The organism is Pseudomonas sp. CFBP 5748, assembly GCF_053850495.1.
Map to the genome: position 1 here is coordinate 475,786 of NZ_JBSPTN010000001.1, position 25,503 is coordinate 501,288.

18 protein-coding genes are annotated in these 25,503 nt (G+C 62.1%); 5 read left to right on the forward strand and 13 right to left on the reverse strand.

Annotation, left to right across the window (positions count from 1 at the left end):
- Nucleotides 1-27: 27 nt before the first annotated feature.
- From cobA to ACWNZ1_RS02245, 8 genes are all read right to left on the reverse strand, one after another.
- Nucleotides 28-783: a uroporphyrinogen-III C-methyltransferase gene (gene cobA / locus ACWNZ1_RS02210; protein WP_135844478.1), complete on the reverse strand. Its 756-nt coding sequence runs from the start codon at nt 781-783 to the stop codon at nt 28-30.
- 10 nt (nt 784-793) lie between these two features.
- On the reverse strand, nt 794-3,508 hold the full coding sequence (locus ACWNZ1_RS02215) for a nitrate reductase (RefSeq protein WP_280944787.1): 2,715 nt from the start codon (nt 3,506-3,508) through the stop codon (nt 794-796).
- Nucleotides 3,508-3,825 (reverse strand): nitrite reductase small subunit NirD, encoded by a 318-nt coding sequence (nirD, locus tag ACWNZ1_RS02220; RefSeq protein ID WP_025212685.1) that lies wholly within the window; start codon nt 3,823-3,825, stop codon nt 3,508-3,510. Before nirD ends, ACWNZ1_RS02215 begins: the two co-directional genes overlap by 1 nt.
- The gene (nirB, locus tag ACWNZ1_RS02225; protein ID WP_135844480.1) at nt 3,822-6,275 is read right to left on the reverse strand and encodes a nitrite reductase large subunit NirB; all 2,454 of its coding nucleotides are present in this window, start codon (nt 6,273-6,275) and stop codon (nt 3,822-3,824) included. Before nirB ends, nirD begins: the two co-directional genes overlap by 4 nt.
- A gap of 328 nt (nt 6,276-6,603) precedes the next feature.
- Nucleotides 6,604-8,274, reverse strand: a complete 1,671-nt coding sequence (locus ACWNZ1_RS02230) for a bifunctional protein-serine/threonine kinase/phosphatase (protein ID WP_135844481.1) — start codon at nt 8,272-8,274, stop codon at nt 6,604-6,606.
- Between the two features lie 9 nt (nt 8,275-8,283).
- Nucleotides 8,284-9,495 (reverse strand): nitrate/nitrite transporter, encoded by a 1,212-nt coding sequence (locus tag ACWNZ1_RS02235; protein ID WP_014337339.1) that lies wholly within the window; start codon nt 9,493-9,495, stop codon nt 8,284-8,286.
- A gap of 334 nt (nt 9,496-9,829) precedes the next feature.
- Entirely contained in the window at nt 9,830-10,405 is a 576-nt protein-coding gene (locus ACWNZ1_RS02240) for an ANTAR domain-containing response regulator (protein WP_025212689.1), read from the reverse strand.
- Between the two features lie 14 nt (nt 10,406-10,419).
- On the reverse strand, nt 10,420-11,631 hold the full coding sequence (locus ACWNZ1_RS02245) for a CmpA/NrtA family ABC transporter substrate-binding protein (protein WP_256452418.1): 1,212 nt from the start codon (nt 11,629-11,631) through the stop codon (nt 10,420-10,422).
- A 287-nt stretch (nt 11,632-11,918) separates the two neighbouring features.
- Between ACWNZ1_RS02245 and ACWNZ1_RS02250 the strand changes: the two genes are divergently transcribed.
- The gene (locus tag ACWNZ1_RS02250) at nt 11,919-12,938 is read left to right on the forward strand and encodes a quinone-dependent dihydroorotate dehydrogenase (protein WP_135844483.1); all 1,020 of its coding nucleotides are present in this window, start codon (nt 11,919-11,921) and stop codon (nt 12,936-12,938) included.
- Between the two features lie 223 nt (nt 12,939-13,161).
- Here ACWNZ1_RS02250 and rmf read toward each other — a convergent pair whose 3' ends face one another.
- Nucleotides 13,162-13,377, reverse strand: coding sequence for a ribosome modulation factor (gene rmf / locus ACWNZ1_RS02255; RefSeq protein ID WP_003223300.1), 216 nt, complete (start codon nt 13,375-13,377; stop codon nt 13,162-13,164).
- A 531-nt stretch (nt 13,378-13,908) separates the two neighbouring features.
- Here rmf and rlmKL point away from each other — a divergent pair.
- Together rlmKL and ACWNZ1_RS02265 are read left to right on the forward strand one after the other, a co-directional pair.
- Nucleotides 13,909-16,179, forward strand: a complete 2,271-nt coding sequence (gene rlmKL / locus ACWNZ1_RS02260) for a bifunctional 23S rRNA (guanine(2069)-N(7))-methyltransferase RlmK/23S rRNA (guanine(2445)-N(2))-methyltransferase RlmL (RefSeq protein WP_256452419.1) — start codon at nt 13,909-13,911, stop codon at nt 16,177-16,179.
- Nucleotides 16,180-16,323: 144 nt separating this feature from the next.
- Nucleotides 16,324-18,708, forward strand: coding sequence for a sensor domain-containing diguanylate cyclase (locus tag ACWNZ1_RS02265; protein WP_135844485.1), 2,385 nt, complete (start codon nt 16,324-16,326; stop codon nt 18,706-18,708).
- A gap of 87 nt (nt 18,709-18,795) precedes the next feature.
- Here the strand turns inward: ACWNZ1_RS02265 and dacB are convergent, their stop codons facing one another.
- Nucleotides 18,796-20,262 (reverse strand): D-alanyl-D-alanine carboxypeptidase/D-alanyl-D-alanine endopeptidase, encoded by a 1,467-nt coding sequence (dacB, locus tag ACWNZ1_RS02270; RefSeq protein ID WP_135844486.1) that lies wholly within the window; start codon nt 20,260-20,262, stop codon nt 18,796-18,798.
- 234 nt (nt 20,263-20,496) lie between these two features.
- Here dacB and ACWNZ1_RS02275 point away from each other — a divergent pair, with 234 nt between their 5' ends.
- Entirely contained in the window at nt 20,497-20,841 is a 345-nt protein-coding gene (locus ACWNZ1_RS02275; protein ID WP_025212695.1) for a YggL family protein, read from the forward strand.
- 161 nt (nt 20,842-21,002) lie between these two features.
- Here ACWNZ1_RS02275 and ACWNZ1_RS02280 read toward each other — a convergent pair whose 3' ends face one another.
- Nucleotides 21,003-22,193 (reverse strand): benzoate/H(+) symporter BenE family transporter, encoded by a 1,191-nt coding sequence (locus ACWNZ1_RS02280; RefSeq protein ID WP_135844487.1) that lies wholly within the window; start codon nt 22,191-22,193, stop codon nt 21,003-21,005.
- A gap of 242 nt (nt 22,194-22,435) precedes the next feature.
- Between ACWNZ1_RS02280 and ACWNZ1_RS02285 the strand changes: the two genes are divergently transcribed.
- Complete coding sequence (locus tag ACWNZ1_RS02285; protein WP_003183531.1) at nt 22,436-23,200, forward strand: GntR family transcriptional regulator; 765 nt, start codon at nt 22,436-22,438, stop codon at nt 23,198-23,200.
- 120 nt (nt 23,201-23,320) lie between these two features.
- Here the strand turns inward: ACWNZ1_RS02285 and guaD are convergent, their stop codons facing one another.
- Entirely contained in the window at nt 23,321-24,625 is a 1,305-nt protein-coding gene (gene guaD, locus ACWNZ1_RS02290) for a guanine deaminase (RefSeq protein WP_135844488.1), read from the reverse strand.
- Between the two features lie 21 nt (nt 24,626-24,646).
- A complete protein-coding gene (gene xdhC, locus ACWNZ1_RS02295) occupies nt 24,647-25,489 on the reverse strand; it encodes a xanthine dehydrogenase accessory protein XdhC (protein WP_135844489.1) in 843 nt (280 codons plus the stop codon).
- Nucleotides 25,490-25,503 lie beyond the last annotated feature (14 nt).

The following is a 25,503-nucleotide window of genomic DNA, read 5'->3' on the forward strand; positions in this document are numbered from 1 at the left end:
CTCCCACATTAGGTTGGATGTTGTTTGTTACAGCGCCGAAGCCTGGACCCACGCCGGCTGCGACCCCGCACGTTCGGCAGCGCCTGCCACCGCACCAATGACCAGAATCGCCGGGCTCTTGAGTTGAAATGCGCCTGCATCGGCCTCCATCGAGGCCAGGTCGCTGCGGCAGTCACGCTGATGGGGCAGGGAAGCGTTTTCGATCATAGCCACCGGCGTGTTCGCCGCCAGGCCGCCGGCCAGCAGTTGTTCGCGGATTTCGCTGAGCTTCGCCACGCCCATGTACACCACCAGCGTTGTGCCGCTTTGGGCCAAGGCTTGCCAGTTCAAGCTGCTACCGTCCTGGGTGTGGGCTGTCACCAGCGTCACACCACGGGCAATCCCGCGCAGGGTCAGTGGAATATCGCACTGGGTAGCCCCTGCAAGCCCGGCGGTGATGCCATTGACCAGCTCCACCTCGACACCATGCTCGCGCAGCCACTGCGCCTCTTCACCGCCGCGGCCGAAGATGCACGGGTCGCCGCCCTTGAGACGCACCACGCATTTGCCCTGGCGGGCATAACGCAGCATCAGGCGATGGATGAAGGCCTGGGGTGTAGAGCGGCATCCGCCGCGCTTGCCCACGGCAATGATGCGCGCAGCGGGGCAATGCTCCAGCACGGCAGCGTTGACCAGGTCGTCGATCAGCACCACGTCGGCCTCGCGCAGGGCGCGCACGGCTTTGAGGGTCAGTAATTCAGGGTCGCCAGGACCCGCACCCACCAGCCAGACTTTTGCGTTCATAGTGTTTTCCTCACGAGATAGCCGCCAGTGGTTGCGCGGTGGCAACCAGCAAGCGCTTGATTTCCGGTACGCAGGAGCCGCACTGCGTGCCACAGCCCAATTCCTGTTTCAGTCCCTGCAAGTCCAAGCCACGTTCAATGCCCGCGCAGATCGCGCGCTGGCTGACGTTCATGCAGTTGCACAGCGTTTTGCTGCCGCCAAGCGCAGCGCCAACGTTGCCCGGCGGCGCGCTCAAAGGCGCCAGCAACCAACGGCGCAATTGCTCATCGGCACGACCTTCCAGCCATAGGTTTTGCAACCAATGCCGGGCCAGTGTTTCGCCAGCCAGGCGAATGGCGGTGATACGACCGTTTTCGATCCGCACCCGTTTGCCGATGGCGCGACGCGGATCGTCATAAGCCAGCACCGGCCCGTCGATCAGCCCCAATTGCTCGTCGATCGCCTGAAGCAGTTGCGCCTCGGGCGCGATGGCGCCGGCAGCGCGAATCAGCAACGCCGGGCGCTCACGGCCGGTCAGACTCAGGCTGACGTAGGAAAATGCCTCACACAGCGGTCGCAAGGCCTCCAGATGTTGTTGAACATCGCCCTCGATCAAGGCAAACAGCTGCCAGGGCAGGTTCACCGGTTCCAGGCGTACGCCGCTGTGCTTGAGTTCCGGTTGTTTCGACAGGGGGTCGAAGGCCGGTTGAGTCAGGGTATTGACCCCGCCCTTGAGGAACCGGTCGCCCCAGTGCATAGGCAGGAATGCCTGGCCGGGGCGAATGCTTTCGTCACTGTCCACGGCCACGATCACCGCGCCACGACGGCTTTTGAGGCTGACCAGGTCGCCCGCTTGCAGGCGGTGGCGAAGCAATTCGTCGGGATGCAGGCTCAGTACCGCTTCGTTCACATGACCAAACAACTGTGCGGCGGTACCGGTACGGCTCATGCCGTGCCATTGGTCGCGCAAGCGACCGGTGTTCAAGGTCAACGGGTAGCGCGCGTCACGCAGCTCTTTGGCGGGGCGATACGGTTCGGCCAAAAAGCGGGCACGGCCGCTGTCGGTAGGGAAAATGCCGTCTACGTACAGGCGCGCCGTTCCAACCGTAGCGCCCTCCGGGAAGGGCCATTGCTGAGGACCGAGCTGATCGATCAGCGCATGGCTGATGCCGGACAAGTCCAGGTCGCGGCCACGGGTCAGCTGTTTGTATTCATCGAACAGTTGGGCCGGGTTATCAAAGGCGAACAGGCTGGGCTGGCCCGGCCGCAGACGTTTCTCCAGGCGCTGTGCGAAATCCACGGTAATCGCCCAGTCCGCTCGTGCTTCACCTGGTGCGTTAATTGCCCGGCGGACGTGGGAAATACGCCGCTCGGAGTTGGTCACCGAACCTTCTTTCTCGCCCCAACTGGCCGCGGGTAGCAGCAGGTCGGCAAATGCGGCGGTCTCGGTGGTCCGGAAGGCTTCCTGCAACACCACGAACGGGCAGGCTTGCAGCGCTTCACGTACCGCCGTCTGGTCTGGCATCGATTGGGCCGGGTTGGTGCAAGCGATCCACAAGGCCTTGATCTTGCCGCTGCGAACCTGCTCGAACAGCTCGATGGCGCTCAAACCGGTGGTGGCGGGCAACTGCTCGATGCCCCAGTAGCGGGCGACTTCGGCGCGATGCTCCGGGTTGGCGGCTTCACGATGGCCCGGCAGCAGGTTCGACAGGCTGCCGGTTTCCCGCCCGCCCATGGCATTGGGTTGGCCGGTCAGCGAGAACGGGCCAGCACCCGGACGACCGATTTGCCCGGTGGCCAAGTGCAGGTTGATCAACGCGCTGTTCTTGGCGCTGCCGGCGGTGGACTGGTTCAAGCCCATGCACCACAGCGACAGGAAACTCGGCGAGGTGCCGACCCATTCGGCGCACTGGTGCAGTTGTTCGATGCTGATGCCGCACAACTGGGCGACCATCGCCGGGGTGTAGTCGCGCACCAGGTTCTTCAGGTCCGCCAGGCCTTCTGTGTGGGCCTTGATGAAGTCGCGGTCGACCCAGTCTTCCCACAACAACAGGTGCAAAATCCCATGGAACAGGGCGACATCGGTGCCCGGCAGGATCGCCAGGTGCAGGTCCGCCAGGTCGCAGGTGTCGGTGCGCCGGGGGTCGATGACGATGATTTTCATCTGCGGCCGGCGGGATTTGGCTTCTTCGAGGCGGCGAAACAGGATCGGATGAGCGTAGGCCATGTTACTGCCGACGATCATCACGCAGTCGCTCAGTTCGAGGTCTTCATAGCTGCAGGGTGGGGCATCGGCGCCGAGGCTGCGCTTATAGCCCACCACGGCGGAGGACATGCACAGGCGCGAATTACTGTCGATGTTGTTGGTGCCCACCAGCGCCCGGGCGAGTTTGTTGAAGGCGTAGTAGTCCTCGGTCAGCAGTTGACCGGAGATGTAGAACGCCACGCTGTCGGGGCCGTGCTCGGCGATGGTCTCGGCGAAGACACTGGCGGCGTGATCCAGGGCGCTGTCCCAGTCGCTGCGGGCCCGGGCCAGGCCCTTGCCCAGGCGCAATTCCGGGTAAAGAGCGCGTGCGGCGAGGTCACCGGTCAGGTGCAGTGTCGAGCCCTTGCTGCACAGTTTGCCAAAGTTGGCCGGATGGGCGGGATCGCCGCTGACGCCGAGGATGCGCTCGTCGTCATGCTCGATCAAAACGCCGCAACCGACCCCGCAATAACAGCAAGTCGAAGCAGTGGTCTGGCTCATCAGCTTGCGTCCCGCAACGCCAGCATCACCCGGCCGTTCTCGACCCGTGCCGAGTGATGGTGGGCGCAGCCGACATCCGGGGCCTGGGCCTGGCCGCTTTCCAGGTCGATCTGCCAGTTGTGCAGCGGGCAGGCCACACGCTTGCCGTAGACCAACCCCTGGGACAGCGGGCCACCCTTGTGCGGGCAACGGTCATCGAGGGCGAACACTTCATCGTCGCTGGTGCGGAAAATCGCGATATCGCCTTTGGGGCCATTGATGATGCGCGAACCGAGGATATTGATCTCTTCCAGGGCGCAGATATCCAGCCAGTTCATGCCGGCACCTCCAGGTTTTTCACGGGGATGACTTCAAACTCTTTTTTCAGCTGGGGCTGTTCCAGACGCTGTTTCCACGGGTCTTGTTCCAGTGACAGGGAAAACTTCAGGCGCTCGTGGAGGGCCTGGCGCCGCGCCGGGTCTTCGAGCACGGCTTTCTTGATGTGCTCCATGCCGACCCGCTGCATGTAATGCACGGTGCGCTCAAGGTAGAAGGCTTCTTCGCGGTACAACTGCAGGAAGGCGCCGTTGTATTCACGCACTTCTTCGGCGGTCTTGAGTTTGACGAAGAACTCGGCCACCTCGGTCTTGATCCCGCCGTTGCCGCCGATGTACATCTCCCAGCCGGAATCGACGCCGATAATGCCGACGTCCTTGATGCCCGCCTCCGAGCAGTTGCGCGGGCAACCGGAGACGGCCAGCTTCACCTTGTGCGGCGACCACATGTTGAACAGGTCATGTTCCAGCTCGATGCCCAGTTGGGTGGAGTTCTGCGTGCCGAAGCGGCAGAACTCGCTGCCCACGCAGGTCTTCACGGTGCGGATGGACTTGCCGTAGGCGTGGCCGGACGGCATGTCGAGGTCTTTCCAGACGCCCGGCAGGTCCTGCTTTTTGATTCCGAGCAAATCGATGCGCTGTCCGCCAGTGACCTTGACCATGGGCACGTTGTATTTGTCGGCCACGTCGGCGATGCGCCGCAGTTCTGACGGATTGGTCACGCCACCCCACATCCGTGGGACGACCGAGTAGGTGCCGTCTTTCTGGATGTTGGCGTGGGCGCGTTCGTTGATCAGGCGCGATTGTGGGTCGTCCTGGGCTTCGCCCGGCCAGGTGGAAATCAGGTAGTAGTTCAACGCCGGGCGGCAGGTGGCGCAGCCGTTCGGGGTGCGCCAGTTCAGGTAGCTCATGGTTCCGGCGATGGTCAGCAGGTGCTGGTCGCGGATCGCCTGGCGGATCTGGCCGTGGTTGAGGTCGCTGCAACCGCAGATGGCTTTTTCGCTTTTCGGCTTGACGTCCGCCGCACCGCCCACGGTGTTGATCAGGATCTGTTCGACCAATCCGGCGCAGGAACCACAGGAACTGGCGGCCTTGGTGTGTTTTTTCACGTCGTCGACGCTGAACAGCCCGTGCTCCTGGATCGCCTTGACGATGGTGCCTTTGCACACGCCGTTGCAGCCGCAGACTTCGGCGGTGTCGGCCATGCTCATGGCTTTGTCCTGGCCCTGGTGGCCTACGTCGCCCAAGGCGTTTTCACCGAACATCAGGTGATCGCGGATCTCGCTGATGGTGTGGTTCTCACGGATCTGGCGGAAATACCAGCCACCGTCTGCCGTATCGCCATACAGGCAGGCACCGACCAGCACGTCGTCCTTGATCACCAGTTTTTTGTAGACGCCGCCGATCGGGTCGGAAAGGGTGATGGTCTCGGTGCCTTCGCCGCCCATGAAGTCCCCGGCGGAGAACAGGTCGATGCCGGTGACTTTGAGCTTGGTCGAGGTGACCGAGCCCTTGTAAGTGGCGAAGCCCAGTTGTGCGAGGTGGTTGGCGCAGACCTTGGCCTGTTCGAACAGCGGGGCCACCAGGCCATAGGCGGTGCCGCGGTGGCTGGCGCATTCGCCGATGGCATAGATGCGCGGGTCGTAGGTCTGCAGGGTGTCATTGACCAGGATCCCGCGGTTGCAAGGGATGCCGGATTTCTCCGCCAGTTCGGTGTTGGGGCGAATGCCGGCGGCCATCACCACCAGGTCGGCGGGGATGATGTCACCGTTCTTGAACTGGACCGAGCCGACCCGGCCGTTGCCGGCGTCGTACAGGGCCTGGGTCTGCTCGCAGAGGCGGAATTTCAGGCCACGGTTTTCCAGGGCGGTTTGCAGCAGTTGGCCGCTGGTCTTGTCCAGTTGCCGTTCCAGCAACCATTCGCCCAGGTGCACCACGGTCACGTCCATGCCCCGCAACTTCAGGCCATTGGCGGCTTCCAGGCCGAGCAGGCCGCCGCCGATCACCACCGCATGCTTGTGGGTCTTGGCGGTGTTGATCATGGCCTGGGTGTCGGCGATGTCGCGGTAGCCGATCACGCCTTCCAGGGTGTTGCCGGGGATCGGTAGGATAAAGGGTGTGGAGCCGGTGGCGATCAGCAGGCGGTCGTATTCGGCCTCGCTGCCGTCTTCGGCGATGACCCGGCGCTTGACCCGGTCGATCTCCACCACTTTGCGGTTGAGCAGCAGCTTGATGTTGTTGTCCAGGTACCAGCTCAGGTCGTTGAGCACGATCTCTTCGAACGTCTGCTCACCGGCAAGCACCGGCGAGAGCAGGATGCGGTTGTAGTTGGTGTGGGGCTCGGCACCGAACACCGTGATGTCGTACAGCTCGTTACTCAGTTTGAGCAGTTCTTCGAGGGTTCGAACCCCGGCCATGCCGTTGCCGATCATTACCAGTTTGAGTTTTTTCATCAGGGTTCTCCGCAAGTACAGGCCCGTTTCATCACGGTGATCGGGCTGGCTCGGCAATTTTTTCGAAAACAAAAAAAGGCGTCCCGCTAGTTGCCTAGCGAGGACGCCTTTGTCCTGGTCCCGTTCTCTCGGGAAGCACCGCCTTCATCGTTGGAGGCGTTGCTTTATGTATGGTGAGAGAGGTTATGCAGTGGTTGTGCCAAGTGGCTTGAGGGCGTGGATTTATTGGGGGAACGGCTGATTGCACGAATGGGGGAGGGATTTATTGCACCGAATCAAAGCGTGTTGCCCGGTAATGGAGCGTGGAGGCGAGGGGCGCGACTGGATTTCAGCCATGAAATACCAAAAACAGCAGCACAATATTCACCACCAAAGACACCAGCGCCAACGTCCGCCAGACCTTCAGTGGTTCTCTTTCCAGCAGCGGCCGGGGCCTTACGCCCAAGCTGCGGCGTTCGCCCTGTTCCAGCAGCAACAGCCATTCCTCGGCGGTTTCAAAACGCTGCTGCGGATCGGCCGCGACGGCGCGTTCCAGGCTTTGTCCGAGCCATTCGGCCAGGTCTGGCCGATAGCGACTGGCATTGACCGGCACGCCAAAGCGCGGGCGCTGGAACGCCTCGATTTCGCCGTAGGGATAATGCCCGGTCAGCAGGAAATACAAGGTCACGCCGAGGGCATACAAATCCTGTTGCGCGGTCGGCGCAGCGCCACCAAAGGCTTCCGGTGCGATATAGCTAGGCGTGCCGGGCAGCATGTTAGCCTGATCTTCGGACAAGCCCGGGCAGTACGCCAGCCCGAAGTCCAGCAAGCGCAATTCCCCATCGTCTCCCAGGTGCAGGTTTTCCGGCTTGATGTCGCGGTGGTAGATCTGCCTTCGATGCAACAGGCCCACCGCCCGCACCAGCCGCTGCGCCAGGTCCAGCCATTGGGCCAGAGGGAGCGGCCCGCCCTGGTTGAACAGCTCGGCCAGGGTCATGCCCGAATATTCGCGCATCACGTAGTACAAATGCTGACGCTGGGGAACGCCATGGACCTCGGGAAACTGCCGCCCTGCGACCCGTTTGAGAAACCACTCTTCCGACAGCAATGCCTGTCCGGCCCGGGTGTCGTCCCGTAGCTGCCCGGGCAAGGTTTTCAGCAGCCATGGCTGGCCCTGCCCATCGTGTACCCGGTAGAGCAACGATTGCTGGCTCTGGCCGAGCAGACTTTCGATCTGCCAGCCCTCGAACACCTGACCCGGTTTCAGTGCCGGGGGAAGGGGCCATTGCTGCAATTGGATCAGCGCATCGCCGATGCTTGCCTCGCCCAGCGCATCGACACGTACCAGCAGAGCGCTGGCGTTGTCCTGGCTACCGGCCAGGTGCGCGGCGTTGACCAGTGTCTGCGCCGCGAGGTCCAGGTTCGGTTGGTCGCGAAGGATGCCGGCGATGGCCGTGTCCCCGAGGACCGCCCAGACGCCGTCGCTGAGCAGCACGAAGGTTTCGTCGGTGCGCAGTTCACCGTCGAGAAAGTCGAGGATCAGATGTTGATCCAGCCCCAGGGCACGTTTGAGCACATGTTGCATGCCCTGTTGCTCCCAGACGTGATCTTCGCTGACCCGCTGCAGATGATCGGCGTGCCAGCGGTAGACCCGGCAATCGCCGACATGCGCGAGGGTGAAGCGCCGGCCTCGCAGCACCAGGGCACTGACGGTGGTGAGCAGGGGTTGCCCGCCACCGTTGGCCTGCAGCCAGCGATTTTGTGCGAGTAACAGCCGGTCCAGCGCCTGGGCCACGCCCCAGGTTTGCGGCGTGGAGTAATAGTCCAGGGCCAGCGCCTGCAAGGTCGAACGGGCGGCCAGCCCGCCATCGGCGCATTGGCTCACGCCGTCAGCGATGGCGAACAGGTAACCCTTGCTGGCAGCCAGGGCCGGGGCCGGGGTGACCAGGCGCAGGGCGTCCTGGTTTTCTTCCCGCGGGCCAATGGCACTGGCTTCGGCGAAACTCAGTTGCAGGCTCATGGTTGCACGTTATACCCGAGCTGCAGTGACGGCGGCCGAACCCCAAGTGGTTCTCCAGCGACGTTTCACGCCGTACAGGCCGAACCAGGCCAGGACACCGAGGCTGGCGAACAACCACAGTGCCAGTTGATAGCTGCCGGTGCTCTGTTTGATCGCACCCATGCCCGCCGCCAGGGCGAAACCACCGATGCCACCGGCCATGCCGATCAGTCCGGTCATCACGCCGATTTCGCGACGGAAGCGTTGTGGCACCAGCTGGAATACCGCGCCGTTGCCCGCACCCAAACCGAGCATGGTGCAGACGAACAGGGCCAGGGCCGCGTAGGAACTCGGCAGGTTGAAGCCCACCGCCGCGATGCAGACCGCCGCAACGGTGTACATGCCGAGCAAGGTGCGGATGCCACCGAAACGATCCGCCAGGGCGCCACCCAACGGACGCATCAGGCTGCCACCGAAGACGCAGGCGGCGGTGTAGTAGCCGGCGGTGACCGGACTCAGGCCGTATTGGTCGTTGAAGTAGCCGGGCAGGGCGCTGGCCAGGCCGATGAAACCACCGAAGGTCACGCTGTAGAAGAACATGAACCACCAGCTGTCACGGTCGCCGAGGGCCTTGAGGTAGTCGGCCATGGATTTGGCTTTCGGCCGCTCGGGAGCGTTCTTGGCCAGCCAGGCAAAGAGCACCAGGGTCAGCACCAGCGGGATCAGCGCGAAGCCGAAGACGTTGCTCCAGCCGAATGCCACTGCCATCACCGGGGCGATCAACGCCGCCAGTACGGTGCCCGAGTTGCCAGCGCCGGCAATACCCATGGCCTTGCCCTGGTGCTGTGGCGGATACCACTGGGACGCCAGCGGCAAGGCCACGGCAAACGACGCACCGGCCACACCCAGGAACAGGCCCAGCAGCAGCGCCTGTTCATAGCTGTGGATGCCCAGTTTCCAGGCGCAGAACAGCGCGCCGATCACAATCACCTGGCCCACCATGCCGGCGGTTTTCGGTGAGATGCGATCAGCCAGCAGGCCCATGAACAAACGCAGTACCGCACCGGCCAGGATTGGCGTCGCCACCATCAGGCCGCGTTGCTGGGTGGTCAGGTGCAGGTCGGCAGAGATCTGCACCGCCAGTGGACCGAGCAGGTACCAGACCATGAAACTCAGGTCGAAGTAGAGGAAGGCCGCGAACAGTGTCGGGGTGTGGCCGGATTTCCAGAAGCTTGAATTCATCGCGCACCTCAGCTGTAAAAGTCTCGAGAAATGAGTCAGTGCTTTGAGCAGTGCGCCGTCTGTGGTCGCACCACCGGCCCCGAGGGGCCAAAACAAAAAAACGCCGCAACCCGGATCGCCAGAGAGGCAAGGAGGGTGTGCGACGTCTTTGTCGTAGGTGGGGCAACCGCCGTTGGTTACCTGTGGGATTACTTAAGCGAGATCTGTGCCAACAGCGGGGATTGGTGTGAGGGCTATTGCGAGCAGGCTCGCTCCCACAATGGATCCTCAGGGGTCACGAACCTGTGGGAGCGAGCCTGCTCGCGGTGGCGCCAGCCCAGTCGCTACAGGGCTTTCAGCCCAGCAACTCATTCATGGCAATGATCTGCTCCGCCACCTGGATCAGCTTCTGCTGGCGGCTCATGGCCTGGCGGCGCATCAGGGTGTAGGCCTGTTCTTCGTTGCATTCTTTCATCTTCATCAGCATGCCCTTGGCCAGTTCGATGCGCTTGCGTTCGGCCAGTTGCTGGTCCCGCGCCAGGAGCTGGGCGCGCAGGGCCTGGTCGCTTTCGAAGCGGGCCATGGCCACGTCGAGGATCGGTTGCAGGCGCGCGGCGTGGATGCCTTCGACGATGTAGGCGCTCACCCCCGACTTGATCGCCTGGCGCATCACATCCGGGTCGTGCTCGTCGGTAAACATGACGATCGGTCGTGGTTGGTCGCGGCTGACCAGCACCACTTGTTCCATCACATCGCGTCCGGGTGACTCGGTATCGATCAGGATCACGTCCGGACGCACCGTTTCGACGCGCGCCGGCAGGTCAATGGTCAAACCGGACTCGTCGATGACTTCGAATCCGGCTTCAATCAGGGCGGCTTTGAGGCGGCCGACTTTTTTCGCCGTGTCGTTGATCAGCAGGATACGCAGCATGGTCGAGGCTCCTGTCAGCGGCTGGCGAGAAGGGGAGCCGCATCGCTCAAGGCGTGCAGTTTGAAGCTACGGGCATACGTGGCCGGGTCCGAGCCGTCCCAGATGATGCCGTCGATCAACTGGCTGCTGCGCATGTCCTGGCGTGGGGCCGCGATGTCCAGCGCCGCGCAGGCTTCACGGTACAGCGTGAGTTGCTGGACTTGCCGGGCCACGGCCAGGTAGTCCGGGTCTTCACGCAGTAGGCCCCAGCGGCGGAACTGGGTCATGAACCACATACCGTCGGACAGGTACGGCAGGTTCACCTCGCCGTTGCCATGGAAGCGCATCGCGTGAGGATCCTGCCAGCTATTGCCCAAGCCGTCGGCATAGATGCCCAGCAGGCGCGGCTCGATGCAGTCCAACGGTGCGTCGAGGTATTCGGGCGCACTCAACAGTTGCGCGGTGCTGCGACGGTTTTCCGTGCTTTGTTCGATAAAGCGGCTGGCTTCAAGGATCGCCATCACCAGCGCCCTGGCGGTATTGGGGTACTGCTCGACGAACGCGCGGGTGCAGCCCAACACTTTTTCCGGATGATCGGGCCAGATGGTCTGGGTGGTCGCCAGGGTGAAGCCCAGGTTCTGCTTCACCGCGCTGGCGCACCAGGGTTCACCGACGCAGAAGCCGTCGATACGCCCGGCCTGCAGGTGCGCGATCATTTGCGGCGGCGGCACCACCACGCTGTCGACATCCGACAAGGGATGGATGCCCTGGGCGGCGAGCCAGTAATAAAGCCACATGGCATGGGTGCCGGTGGGGAAGGTCTGGGCGAAGGTCAGTTTCGGGCGAGTTTGGTGCACATGCTGCTCCAGTGCCTCAGGACTGGTCACGCCTTGGGCCTGGAGGCCATGGGACAGGTTGATGCTCTGGCCGTTCTGGTTCAGCCCCATCAGCACCGCCATGTCAGTCGGCGCGACGCCACCGATGCCCAGGTGCACCGCATAAATCAGGCCGTACAGGCTGTGGGCGGCATCGATTTCACCGCTGACCAGCTTGTCCCGCAGGTTGGCCCAGGACGTCTGGCGCTTGAGGTTCAGGGTCAGGCCGTAGGGTTGGGCGAAGCCCTGGGTGGCGGCCACCACCACCGGGGCACAGTCACTCAAGGCCATGAAGCCAAGATTGACCGCGCTCTTTTCCGGGGCATCGCTGCCGTTGACCCAGGCCAGGGGGTTGGCTGGAATTTCATTCATTGAGCATCACCTTCCACAAAAAAGGCGCCGTATCCGGACGGCTGCCAGAGCAGGGGCGGATGACGACGCCGTTGTCCCTTAAAACAGTGTGGCACGCATTCCGCCGTTGGCATGGGCACCGATGAACACAAATGGTGCAAGGCATATGCCAGCCCGGACCTCATCCGCTTTCCTTCAGATTTCAATACGGCGCCAAGCAGGGAGCAGGCAACTATCGGTTGCTCGCTCCCATCCCTTCACCCCGCTATAATCCGCGCCTCATTTCTCCGATCGAGTCAAACCCACCCATGTACACCCTGGCCCGTGAGCTGCTGTTCAAACTTTCCCCGGAAACCTCCCACGATCTGTCCCTGGACCTGATCGGCGCGGGCGGACGTTTGGGCCTCAACGGGTTGCTGTGCAAGGCTCCGGCGAAATTGCCGGTGACGGTCATGGGGCTGGAGTTCCCTAACCCGGTCGGGTTGGCGGCGGGGCTGGACAAGAATGGCGCGGCCATCGATGGGTTCGCCCAGCTGGGTTTCGGTTTCGTGGAAATCGGCACCGTCACCCCACGCCCGCAGCCAGGCAACCCCAAGCCACGGCTTTTCCGCCTGCCGGAGGCGGAGGCGATCATCAACCGCATGGGCTTCAACAACCTGGGCGTCGACCATTTGCTGGCCCGGGTGGCTGCGGCCAAGTACAAGGGCGTGCTGGGCATCAATATCGGCAAGAACTTCGACACCCCGGTGGAGCGCGCCGTCGACGACTACTTGATTTGCCTGGACAAGGTCTACGCCCATGCCAGCTATGTGACGGTCAACGTCAGTTCGCCGAACACTCCGGGCCTGCGCAGCCTGCAATTCGGTGATTCCCTCAAGCAACTGCTGGCCGACCTGGCCCGCCGACGTGCAGAGCTGGCGGTGATTCATGGTCGCCATGTGCCACTGGCCATCAAGATCGCTCCGGACATGACCGACGAAGAAACCGCTCAAGTCGCCCAGGCCCTGATCGAGACCGGCATGGACGCGGTGATTGCCACCAACACGACCTTGGGGCGTGAAGGCGTCGAGGGGCTGGAGCATGGCGATGAGGCGGGCGGCTTGTCGGGTGCTCCGGTGCTCGAGAAGAGCACCCACACCGTGAAGGTGTTGGCCGCCGAGTTGGCGGGGCGCTTGCCGATCATCGCGGCGGGTGGCATCACACAAGGCCGGCATGCCGCCGAGAAAATCACCGCTGGGGCGAGCCTGGTGCAGATTTATTCGGGCTTTATCTATAAAGGACCGGCGTTGATTCGTGAATCAGTGGATGCGATTGCGGCGCTGCGTTGATTGATCTTTTGAAGGCTACGCAGACCCACCGTGGCGAGGGAGCAAGCTCCCTCGCCACAATGGTGTTCACAGTAGAGTTAGTAACCCTGTTCAGAAAACCCAGGCATTAAAAAGGGCTCCTCGAAGGAGCCCCCTGGGCCGAAGCCCGCCGTCCGGATGGGACGCGCGTGGTTAAATCGATGTGAGTATCAAATTGTCGAGTTCTTGAGTGTTGAGCCCTGTGTCAGCCGACGGCGTGAAGTTCGTTGAGTCTATGGATACCCGCAGTGCCGGTCATACCGTCCCAGTTGTCGCCGCGTCCTTCTCGCCAGCCATTGATCCAGGCTTGACGTACTGACGGTAGAGTAAAGGGGCAAAGCTCACGGGATTTACCACCAACGCCATATTGGTAACCGCGTAAAAATGCTCTTTCCAACGGATCACGCTTAAGTCTTCTCATAGGGTGTTGCCCTCACTTGTTGACTGTTGCTTAGCGTCGACCTCTATCGAGGCCGGGGCAGAATCATTCTGCCGTTGGTGGCTCGTTGCCGGCGTGACGAGCCAAGGTGTTGGCGCCGTTGTGGCGTCAACCTGTGTTGAGTTCTAACCAAAGCGTCACATGGATGGAATGATCGTTTTGTCATAAGCACGTAACAATAAAGACGTTAGGGCGATAAGTAACTTGATGTTCGTTGACCGCTTTTGAGCTAGACCCCTGTATGATCGGCCTCGCGCCGAAGGGCGCGGTCTTTCCTCGAATGAGAATGTCCCCCCGTTGCACTCGGGTACTATTCGACGAAAGGGTCGAGTTTTCACAAATTGTTATACAGAATTTTTTATCTGCCCTCCCATCCAGGCTCTTCTAACCTGAACGGCGAGGGCGGGACGGCACACTTTCGTGCCACGTGGGTGCTCTTGAGAAAAGCACCTGATTGAACCCGGCCCGGCAATGCGTTGCCCGGTCCACTTAGCCAAAGGCGCTGGAAATCCCATGTCCGATCGTTTCGAACTCTTCCTCACTTGCCCCAAGGGCCTCGAAGGCCTGCTCATCGAGGAAGCCGTCGGGCTTGGCCTTGAAGAGGCGCGCGAGCACACTTCGGCCGTGCGCGGCATGGCCGACATGGAAACGGCTTATCGCCTGTGCCTCTGGTCGCGCCTGGCCAACCGCGTGTTGCTGGTGCTCAAGCGTTTCCCGATGAAGGACGCCGAAGACCTGTACCACGGCGTGCTGGACGTCGACTGGCAAGACCACATGCTCGCCGATGGCACCTTGGCGGTGGAGTTCAGCGGCCACGGCTCGGGCATCGACAACACCCACTTTGGCGCCCTGAAGGTCAAGGACGCCATCGTCGACAAACTGCGCACCCCGACGGGCGAGCGACCGTCCATCGACAAACTCAACCCGGACCTGCGCATTCACCTGCGCCTGGACCGCGGCGAAGCGATCCTCTCCCTGGACCTCTCCGGCCACAGCCTGCACCAGCGCGGCTATCGCCTGCAGCAAGGCGCCGCGCCGCTGAAGGAAAACCTCGCTGCCGCCATCCTGATCCGCGCCGGCTGGCCGCGCATTGCCGCTGAAGGCGGGGCGCTGGCCGACCCGATGTGCGGCGTGGGCACGTTCCTGGTGGAAGCCGGGATGATCGCTGCCGACATGGCGCCGAACCTGCGTCGCCAGCAGTGGGGCTTCACCGCCTGGCTCGGCCACGTGCCGGCGCTGTGGAAGAAGCTCCACGAAGAGGCCTCCGAGCGTGCCGCCGCCGGGCTGGCCAAGCCACCGTTGTGGATTCGCGGCTATGAAGCCGATCCACGGTTGATCCAGCCAGGCCGCAACAACGTTGAGCGTGCGGGCCTGAGCGAGTGGATCAAGATCTATCAAGGCGAAGTCGCCACCTTCGAGCCGCGTCCGGATCAGAACCAGAAGGGCCTGGTGATCTGCAACCCGCCGTACGGCGAGCGTCTGGGCGACGAAGCCAGCCTGCTTTACCTCTACCAGAATCTGGGCGAGCGCTTGCGCCAGGCTTGCTTGAACTGGGAGGCGGCGGTGTTCACCGGCGCGCCGGACCTGGGCAAGCGCATGGGCATTCGCAGCCACAAGCAGTATTCGTTCTGGAACGGCGCCTTGCCGTGCAAGCTCTTGCTGATCAAGGTGCTGCCGGATCAGTTCGTCACCGGCGAACGTCGCACCCCGGAACAGCGTCAGGCCGAGCGTGAGCAGGCAGCGTACGATCAGACGCCGGAGGTGCCGCAAGAGCGCCAGTACAACAAGAACGGCAACCCGATCAAGCCAACCCCGGCTCCGGCCCCTGTGGTCGAGCAGGCCCGTTTGAGCGAGGGCGGGCAGATGTTCGCCAATCGCCTGCAAAAAAACCTCAAGTTGCTGAGTAAATGGGCCAAGCGTGAAGGCGTGGACTGCTATCGGGTCTACGACGCTGACATGCCGGAATACTCCATGGCCATCGACCTGTATCACGATTGGGTGCACGTTCAGGAATACGTCGCGCCAAAATCCATCGACCCGGAAAAAGCCTCGGCCCGGTTGTTCGATGCCCTGGCGGCGATTCCACAGGCGCTGAATGTCGACAAGAGCCGCGTGGTGATCAAGCGTCGCGAGCGCCAGAGCGGCACCAAGCAGTACGAGCGCCAGAGCGCCCAGGGCAAGTTCACCGAGGTCAACGAAGGCGGCGTGAAGCTGCTGGTCAACCTCACCGACTACCTGGACACCGGACTGTTTCTCGATCACCGGCCGATGCGCCTGCGGATCCAGAAAGAGGCGGCCGGCAAGCGCTTCCTCAACCTGTTCTGCTACACCGCGACCGCCAGCGTCCACGCTGCCAAGGGCGGTGCGCGCAGTACCACCAGCGTCGACCTGTCGAAAACCTATCTGGACTGGGCACGGCGCAACCTGTCGCTCAATGGCTTTTCGGATAAGAACCGCCTGGAACAGGGTGACGTGATGGCCTGGCTCGAAGCCAGTCGGGACGAGTACGACCTGATCTTCATCGACCCGCCGACGTTCTCCAATTCCAAGCGTATGGAAGGGGTGTTCGACGTGCAGCGCGACCACGTCCAGTTGCTGGACCTGGCCATGGCCCGTCTGGCGCCGGGCGGCGTACTGTATTTTTCCAACAACTTCCGTAAGTTCCAGCTCGAGGACAACCTTGGCGAGCGATACGCCGTGGAAGAGATCACCGCCAAGACCATTGATCCGGATTTTGCGCGCAACAGTAAGATCCACCGTGCCTGGAAGATCATGGCCCGTTGATCCTATCGCTGATTGGATCCACGAAGCCTTGTAAATCAAGGCTTCTGGGCCCTTTTTGGGACTGGCTAAAGTGATGGCTAATAGCTATAACTTAGGCTGTGTCCAGGGCTGCGCCTACGCCTGGCTCCTTTCTGAGTTGTATTTATGGCATTGCATCAGGTACGCCCCAGAATCCTGGGCTTTATCAGCGAAGATGTGTCGGCCTGGCTGGTGGCTTCGCTGGTCTTGCTGGCCGGTACCTGCCTGACCGGCTTGCTGACCTGGTCGATGATGGAGCTGTTCAAGCAGCAACTGCGTCAGCGCTTCGAGCTGCAAGCCGAGGAACGTTTCAGCCGCCTCGAGGAACGCTTCCAGGGTCAGGAGCAACGCCTCGATAGCCTCAGGCGTTTCTTCGCCAATTCCGATGGGGTTTCCTACGCCGAATTCCGCGGTTACACCGAAGCTTTGTTGCCGCGCACCCGAGCCTTCGCCTGGGCGCCAAGGGTGCTTGGGGGCGAACGGCAGTCGTTCGAGCAGCAGGCACGGGCCGAGGGGGCAGACAACTTTACGATCCGTGAGGTGGATAACACCGGTGACCTGCGCCAGGCCCCCGAGCGGGACGAATACGCGCCGGTGCTCTACCTCCAGAGCCAGGCTTCCTACGGGTCACCGTTGGGGTTGGACCTGCTTTCTGACCCGCTGCGCCGGGCGGCGCTCGAGCGGGCCCGCCAGCGTGGCGGGTTGGTGGTCTCGCAGCCATTGGACCTGATGGGCGTCGACCCGAACTTGGCCCGTGGGGTTTTGCTGGTCGCGCCGGTCACCAGGGCGTCGGCCAAGGAGCCGTTCGGTTATGTGGTGGCGGCCATCAGCATGCGTCAGCTGGTGGGCGATGGCCTGCCGGAGTCCGGGCAAGACAACCTTTCGATGCGGGTCCTGGACCTGTCCACTGAGGACCGGGAGGAAGTGCTGTTCGAGTCTCTCGACCCATCGGTTGACAGCAGTTTGTCGGCGATCCGCTTGTTACGCCTGGCAGATCATGACTTTCGGGTGGAGTTGCGGCCCAGTGGGGCCTTCCTGGCAACCAACCATTCCACGGTGGAGAGCCTGGTGGTGCTGGGCGGTTTGCTCAGCCTGTTGCTCAGCGCCTTGCTCTATGTGTTGGTCAGCCAGCGCCAACGGGCTCTGAAATTGGTGGAACAGCGGACCCAGGAACTGCGCGCACGCGAGCAAGAGTTGCGGGGCACCCATGGGCAGTTGCGCGGAGTGCTGGATGCCGCGACCCAGGTTGCGATCATCGCCACGGACCTGCGCGGTGTCATCACTACATTCAATGCCGGTGCCGAACAGATGCTTGGCTATGCCAGCAGCGCCGTCCTGCAGAGCATGACCCTGGAAAGCTTGCACGTTCCGCGTGAACTCCAGGCCCGGGCCGCACAGCTTGGCGCACGCTACGGCAAACCGATTCCAACGTGTCACGCGATGTTGGTCGAGGGCGGTGAGCAGGGTGGCCAACAGGCCCGGGAATGGACGCTGGTGCGCCGCGATGGCAGCCATCTGACCGTGAATATGCTCGCCACCCCGATGCTCGATGACCAAGGGCTGTGGGTCGGCCATCTGGCGATCTGCATCGATATCACCGAGCGCAAGCGCGTCCACGAGGCCCTGGCCGCCCGGGACCTGTTACTGAAAAAACTCAGCGCCCACGTTCCTGGCGGCATCTACCAATTCAAGATGGATTTCAACGGTCGTTTCAGCGTGATCTACGCCAGTGACGGCATTCGCGACATCTATGAGCTGGAGCCTGATGTGTTGGTGCAGCACGCCGAAGCGGTTTTCTCGCGTATTCATCCCTTGGACGGCACACGGGTCCGCGCTTCGATTCGTGCTTCGGCGGCGACGTTGAGCCCCTGGCGCGAAGAGTACCGAGTGCAACTCCCGGTGCGTGGCCTGCGCTGGGTGCGTGGTGAGGCCACACCCGAGGAGCTACCCGGTGGCGGGGTGCTGTGGCATGGCTATATCTCGGATATTTCCGATCTCAAGCGCGTGGAGGAGGAACTGCGGGCCCTGTCCGTGACCGACGCCCTGACCGGCATTCGCAACCGGCGCTATTTCCAGGAGCGCCTGACCTCGGAAATGGTTCGGGTCGAACGGGGTTCCGGTGAGTTGGCGGTGATCATGCTCGACATCGATCACTTCAAGCGTATCAACGACCAGTACGGCCACGCGGTGGGCGACCGAGTGTTGCAGGCGGTCTGCCAGCGCGTCGCCCAACGGTTGCGCCGTACTGACGTGTTCTGCCGGCTGGGTGGTGAAGAGTTTGTGGTGCTGTGCCCGGACACTGACGGTACCAGCGCCTATGCATTGGCCATTGGGCTGTGGGAAGGCCTGAGGGCCGCGCCGATCGATGGCGTGGGCGTCGTCACCGCCAGTTTTGGTATCGCCAGCTGGCGGATCGGTGAGGGCGCGGATGCGTTGCTGTTGCGGGCCGACTCAGGGGTGTATGCGGCCAAGCAGGCTGGGCGGGATCGGGTGGAGACGCAGTTGGGATAGCTATCTGGATATACGCGGTCAATTGTGGGAGCAGGCTTGCTCCCACACTGTTCTCTGGTGCCGCTGAAGTTGCGGCGAATCAAGGGTTCAGAGCACCGAAGCCGTCTGCGGCAGTTTCGGCTGGCGGTACAGGTCCAGCAGCACCTGGTCCAGCACCGAAGAAGCGCCCCAGGGCTTTGGATCATTGAGGATCGCCACCACCGCCCAGGTATTGCCATTGATGTCACGGCTGAAGCCGGCGATGGCGCGGACAGTATTCAAGGTGCCGGTCTTGACGTGGGCTTCGCCGGCCATGGCAGTGGTCTTGAGGCGTTTGCGCATGGTGCCGTCGGTGCCAGCGATCGGCATCGAACTGATGAACTCCGCCGAGTACGGGCTGCGCCAGGCGGCCTGCAGCATCGCCGCCATTTCCCGGGCGCTGACCCGTTCGGCGCGGGACAGGCCGGAGCCGTTCTCCATCACCAGGTGCGGTGCGGTGATGCCTTTCTTGGCCAGCCATTGGCGCACCACCCGTTGCGCCGCCTTGGCGTCGTCACCGTCGGCTTCGTTGCGAAACTGCGCGCCGAGGCTCAGGAACAGTTGCTGGGCCATGGTGTTGTTACTGTATTTGTTGATGTCGCGGATGATCTCGGCCAGGTCCGGCGAGAACGCCCGGGCCAGCACCTTGGCGCTGCTCGGGGTCGGAGCCAGGCGGTCCTTGCCCTGGATGCTGCCGCCCAGCTCCTTCCAGATCGCCCGCACGGCTCCGGCGGTGTAAGTGGCGTGGTCCAGCAGCGACAGGTAAGTCTGCGAGCTGCAACCGTCACCGAGCTGGCCGCCGACGGTCACGGTCACACTGCCGTCCGCCTGTGGCACCGGGTTGTAGCGCACGCCGCCGGTGCATTGCTTGGAATTGACGGCCTTGACCTGGTTTTCGATGCGAATAGTGGCAATCGGTGGCTCCACCGACACCAGCACCCGACCGCCGTCATTGCGGGCGACGAAGCGCAGGGCCTTGAGGTTCACCAACAGCGAGTCGGGCTTGACCAGGAACGGTTTGTTTTCGTCATTGCCGTCATCGTTGAACTCGGGCAGTTGCGGCTGGATGAAGAAGCTGCGGTCCAGCACCAGATCGCCAGTGATTTGCTGCACGCCGTTGGCCCGAAGGTCACGCATCAACAGCCAGAGTTTTTCCATGTTCAGCTTGGGGTCGCCGCCGCCCTTGAGGTACAGGTTACCGTTGAGAATTCCGCCGCTGAGGGTGCCGTCGGTGTAGAACTCGGTTTTCCACTGGTGATTGGGGCCGAGCATTTCCAGGGCCGCGTAGGTGGTCACCAGTTTCATGGTGGAGGCCGGGTTCACCGAGACGTCGGCGTTGTACAAGGTCGGAGTGCCGGGGCCGTTGAGTGGGATCAGCACCAGGGACAGGGCGTTGTCTTGCAGCTTGCTGTTCTTGAGGGCCTTTTGCACATTGGGCGACAGGGCGGTGTTGATGGTGGCGGCGTTGGTAGTAACCGGCAGGGCCAGGGGAAGAATAAGGCTGGCCAGAAGCAGTGGACGCAAAGATTTGATCATGTGAAATAAAACCCTACGGGCGAGGGGGAAAAAGACGAGGGCATGAAAATGAACGCCCTCAACGGTCATGAAAGTGTCGGCATTATGCCCCAAGGTGCACCGGCTTGTGCCGTGCCTGAGCCCTTGGGGGGGCTATTTTTTACCGACGGTAGGGCGAATGCGCCCGATCAGTCGGGCAATCGACGCACCAAACTGGTAAAGTGCCGGCCGTTATTACTTATGAGGATTGTTCCAATGGCGACTAACCGTTCCCAGCGTCTGCGCAAAAAGCTGTGCGTGGATGAATTTCAAGAGCTGGGTTTCGAACTGAACCTGGATTTCAAAGAAGATCTGGCCGATGAGGCTATTGACGCTTTCCTCGATGCTTTCCTCAAAGAAGCCATGGAAGCCAACGGCCTGGGCTATGTCGGCGGCGACGACTACGGTCTGGTTTGCCTGCAGAAGCGTGGCTCGGTGACCCAAGAGCAGCGTGCAGCCGTTGAAGCCTGGCTCAAGGCGCGTCCTGAGCTGACCAGCGTTGAAGTCAGCCCGCTGATGGACGTCTGGTACCCGGAAAAGCCGATCAATCCGGTCGCTTGATGTTCAAAAACCGGCAGCCCGTTTGGGCGCCGGTTTTTTTGTGCCTGTCATTTACTGGTTGTCTGTCAGGCCGCCTTCGCGAGCAAGCCCACTCCCACAGGAGTTATGTGGGCGACACAGATCTGCTGTGGGAGTGGGCTTGCTCGCGAAGCTTTTAGCCGTCAGGCGCTACGCCAGTTCAGAATCACTAAGGTCAACACCCCGGCCACAATCCCCCAGAACGCCGACCCGATGGAAAACAGCGTCAGTCCCGACGCCGTGACCATGAAGGTGATCAGCGCTGCTTCCCGTTCCTTGGCTTCGCTCATGGCGATGCTCAGGCCATTGATAATCGACCCGAACAGCGCCAGCGCCGCGATGGACAGCACCAACTCCTTGGGCAGCGCCGCGAACAAGGCCGCCAGTGTCGCGCCGAACACCCCGGCAAAGCCGTAGAAAACTCCGCACCAGACCGCTGCCGTGTAACGCTTGTTGCGGTCCTCATGGGCGTGAGGCCCAGTGCAGATGGCTGCGCTGATGGCTGCCAGGTTGATGCCATGGGAGCCGAACGGGGCCAGCAGCAACGAGGCGATGCCGGTGCTGGTGATCAACGGCGAGGCCGGCACGGTGTAACCGTCGGCCCTCAGCACGGCGATGCCCGGCATGTTCTGCGAGGTCATCGCCACCACAAACAGTGGAATGCCGATGCTGATGGTCGCCGCCAGGGAGAAATGCGGAGTGGTCCAGACTGGCGTTGCGACTTCCAGGGCAAAGCCGCTGAAGTCCAGCAGCCCCAACAGGCCGGACAGTGCCGTGCCGATCAGCAGCGCCGCCAGCACGGCGTAGCGCGGCGACAGGCGCTTGACGATCAGATAGCTGAAAAACATCCCCAGCACCAGGCCGGTGCGATGTTGTGCGGCGACGAAGATCTCGCTGCCGATCTTGAACAGGATCCCTGCCAGCAATGCCGCCGCCAGTGATGCCGGAATGCGTTTGACCAGGCGTTCGAAACTGCCGGTCAAGCCGCAGATCGTCACCAGCGCCGCGCAGGTGATATAGGCGCCGATGGCCTCGCCATAACTGACACCGCCAAGGCTGGTGATCAGCAATGCCGCGCCGGGAGTCGACCAGGCGATGGTGATTGGCGTGCGATAACGCAGCGACAGCCCGATGGAGCACACCGCCATGCCGATGGAAATTGCCCAGATCCACGAGGAAATCTGTCCACTGGTCAGCCCGGCTGCCTGGCCAGCCTGGAACATCAGCACCAGGGAACTGGTGTAGCCGGTCATCATCGCGATGAACCCGGCGACAATCGCCGAGGGCGAGGTGTCGGCCAGTGGGCGAAGTGGAGTGGTCGTGACTTCGGTCATGGTGTGCGATGGTCCTTGTTGTAGATTGACGGGCTTGGAGGAGCCACAGGTTGCGGGTTTAAGCCTAAACTCAACCCAGGAGCCGATTGCAATACAGCCATGCCTGCAAACAGCCGTACAGTCGTGTTGCCATCAGAGGTTGTGTACAATCGGGCTGTTTTTTACGCGATACTTGCCAGCGATCCGCTGTGCCGTATTACAGTCACGGTCAATTCGCCGCAGTTCTCCCGACTCGAGTGCCCATGAACGAACAGTTGCAGCCCCTCAAGAAACAACCGCGAGCAGGTAAAGCCGGCCGCAGCGGAACCCAGGACGATATTGTCTATGCGCATATCTTTGAGGCCATCCTCGAACAGCGCCTGGCGCCCGGTACAAAATTGAGCGAAGAGGCGCTGGGGGAGATTTTCGGGGTCAGCCGCACCATCATCCGCCGGGCGCTGTCACGCCTGGCCCACGAAGGGGTGGTGTTGTTGCGGCCCAATCGCGGTGCCGTGGTAGCGAGCCCGAGTGTCGAAGAGGCCCGCCAGGTGTTCATGGCCCGGCGTCTGGTGGAGCGGGCGATCACCGAGTTGGCGGTGCAGCACGCCACCGCTGAGCAGTTGGCCGAACTGCGGCAGATGGTCAGCGACGAGCGCGACAGTTTCTCCCGTGGCGACCGTGGCGCCGGCATCCGCCTGTCGGGCGAGTTTCACCTCAAGCTGGCCGAAGCGGCGAAGAACGCCCCGCTGATCAGCTTCCAGCGCAGCCTCGTGTCGCAGACTTCGTTGATCATCGCCCAATACGAAAGCGGCAACCGCTCCCACTGTTCCTACGATGAACATACCCAGTTGATCGACGCCATCGAGGCCCGCGACGCCACGCTGGCCGTGGACCTGATGATGCATCACATGGACCACATCGACAGCAAACTCAACCTCGACGAGGAAAGTGCGTCGGATGATTTGCATGCGGTGTTTTCGCATTTGTTGCAGAGCAAGAAACCGGGACGGTCGACGGCCAAGCTTTGATGGGTTGAGCCAGTCATACCGAGTCGCGCCCTTCGCGAGCAAGCCTGCTCCCACATTGAAATGCATTCCAAATGTGGGAGCAGGCTTGCTCGCGAAGGCGATTTGGCAGGCGATAAAAATCTACCGCTGATGCACCAACCTGCCAGCCGCATAAGTCTGCATCACCGTCCGGTCATCCCCCAGCGTCATCAACACAAACAACTTCTCGGCAATGTCCCTGGCCTGCTTCAGGCGATAGCTCAACAGCGGCGTGGCGTTGTAGTCCAGTACCAGAAAGTCCGCATCGCTGCCCGGCTGCAAAGTCCCGATCCGCTCTTCCAGGCGCAGGGCCCGGGCGCCGCCCAGAGTCGCCAGGTACAGCGATTTGAACGGGCTCAACCGCGCGCCCTGTAGCTGCATCACTTTGTAGGCTTCGTTCAGGGTTTGCAGCAGCGAAAAACTGGTGCCGCCGCCCACATCCGTGCCCAATCCCACGTTCACCTTGTACTTCTCGGCCATCGGCAGGTTGAACAGGCCGCTGCCCAGGAAAAGATTCGAGGTCGGGCAGAACGCGATGGCCGAACCGGCCTCGGCCAGGCGCGCACATTCGTCGTCGCACAGGTGCACGCCGTGGGCAAACACCGAACGCTCGCCAAGCAACTGGTAATGGTCGTAGACGTCCAGATAACCCTTGCGCTGCGGGAACAGCTCCTTGACCCACTGCACCTCCTGCAGGTTTTCACTGATGTGGGTCTGCATGTACAGGTCTGGATATTCCCCCAGCAGTTGACCGGCCAAGGTCAATTGTTCCGGGGTGCTGGTAGGCGCGAAACGCGGGGTCACGGCGTAATGCAGGCGGCCCTTGCCGTGCCAGCGCTCGATCAGCGCCTTGCTTTCGGTGTAGCTGGATTCGGCGGTGTCGGTCAAGTAGTCCGGGGCGTTGCGGTCCATCATCACTTTGCCGGCGATCATGCGCAGGTCAAGTTTCTCGGCCACTTCGAAAAGCGCGTTCACCGATTGCGGATGGACGCTGCCGAATACCAGTGCGGTGGTGGTGCCGTTGCGCAGCAGTTCCTTGACGAAAATATCGGCCACCGCATCGGCATGGGCCTGGTCGGCGAACTGGCTTTCGCAGGGGAAGGTGTAGGTGTCGAGCCAGTCCAGCAACTGCTCGCCATAGGCGCCGACCATGCCGGTCTGCGGCAAGTGGATGTGGGTGTCGATGAAGCCTGGGGTGATCAGCGCGTCCGGGTAATGGTTGATCTCGATGTCCGCCGCCAGGGTTGGCAGCAGGTCATGGGCAGGGCCGATGGCGCTGATCTGGCCGTTCTCCACCACCAGCAAACCGTCTTCGAAATATTCATAGGACGCTTCGATCCCAACTTCGGCGGGGTCGGCGAGGCTGTGGAGCAGGGCGGCGCGGTAGGCTTTGCGTGTCAGGGGCATGAGGAACTTCTCAACAATGAATTAACGATTGGCCTGGCTACGGCGCGAGGCCGGCAGCAGCTTGGCAATCGGTTCGGCGCGGGCGGTGTGCTGGCCGAAATCGGCGTTATAGGTGGCGATGATTTCACCGGCGATGGAGATGGCGATTTCCACCGGTAACTTGCCTTTGACTTCGCCAATGCCCATCGGGCAACGCATGCGTTGCAAGGCGCTGCTGTCGAAGCCACGATCACGCAGGCGGTGTTCGAACTTGACCCGCTTGGTCTTCGAGCCGATCAGGCCGAAGTAGGCGAAGTCGTTGCGCTTGAGGATCGCGGCGCTCAATTCCAGATCGAGCTGATGGTTGTGGGTCATGACAATGCAGTAACTGCCGGCGGGCAAGTCGTCGATTTCATCCTGTGGGTCTTCGCTGACGATCTTGCGCACGCCGTGGGGCAGGTGTTCGGGGAACTCCGCCTCCCGGGAGTCGATCCAGCGCACTTTGCAGGGCAGGCTTGCCAGCAGCGGGACCAAGGCGCGGCCGACGTGGCCAGCGCCGAACACGGCGATTTGTGCCTGCACCTGGCCCATGGGTTCGAACAGCAACACCGTCACGCCACCGCAGCATTGGCCCAGGCTGGCGCCGAGGCTGAAGCGCTCCAGATGCGTGCTTTGCTGGCCGCTGGCGAGCATTTGCCGGGCGAGTTCCATGGCCTTGTATTCCAGGTGCCCGCCACCAATGGTGTCGAAGGTCTGGCTGGCGCTGATGACCATCTTCGAACCGGCGTTGCGTGGTGTGGAGCCGAGCTCTTCGATGATCGTCACCAGTACGCAGGGTTCACCGCGATCTTGCAGGTCGGCGAGGGCGCTGATCCAGTTGTACATATTCCACCTCAACA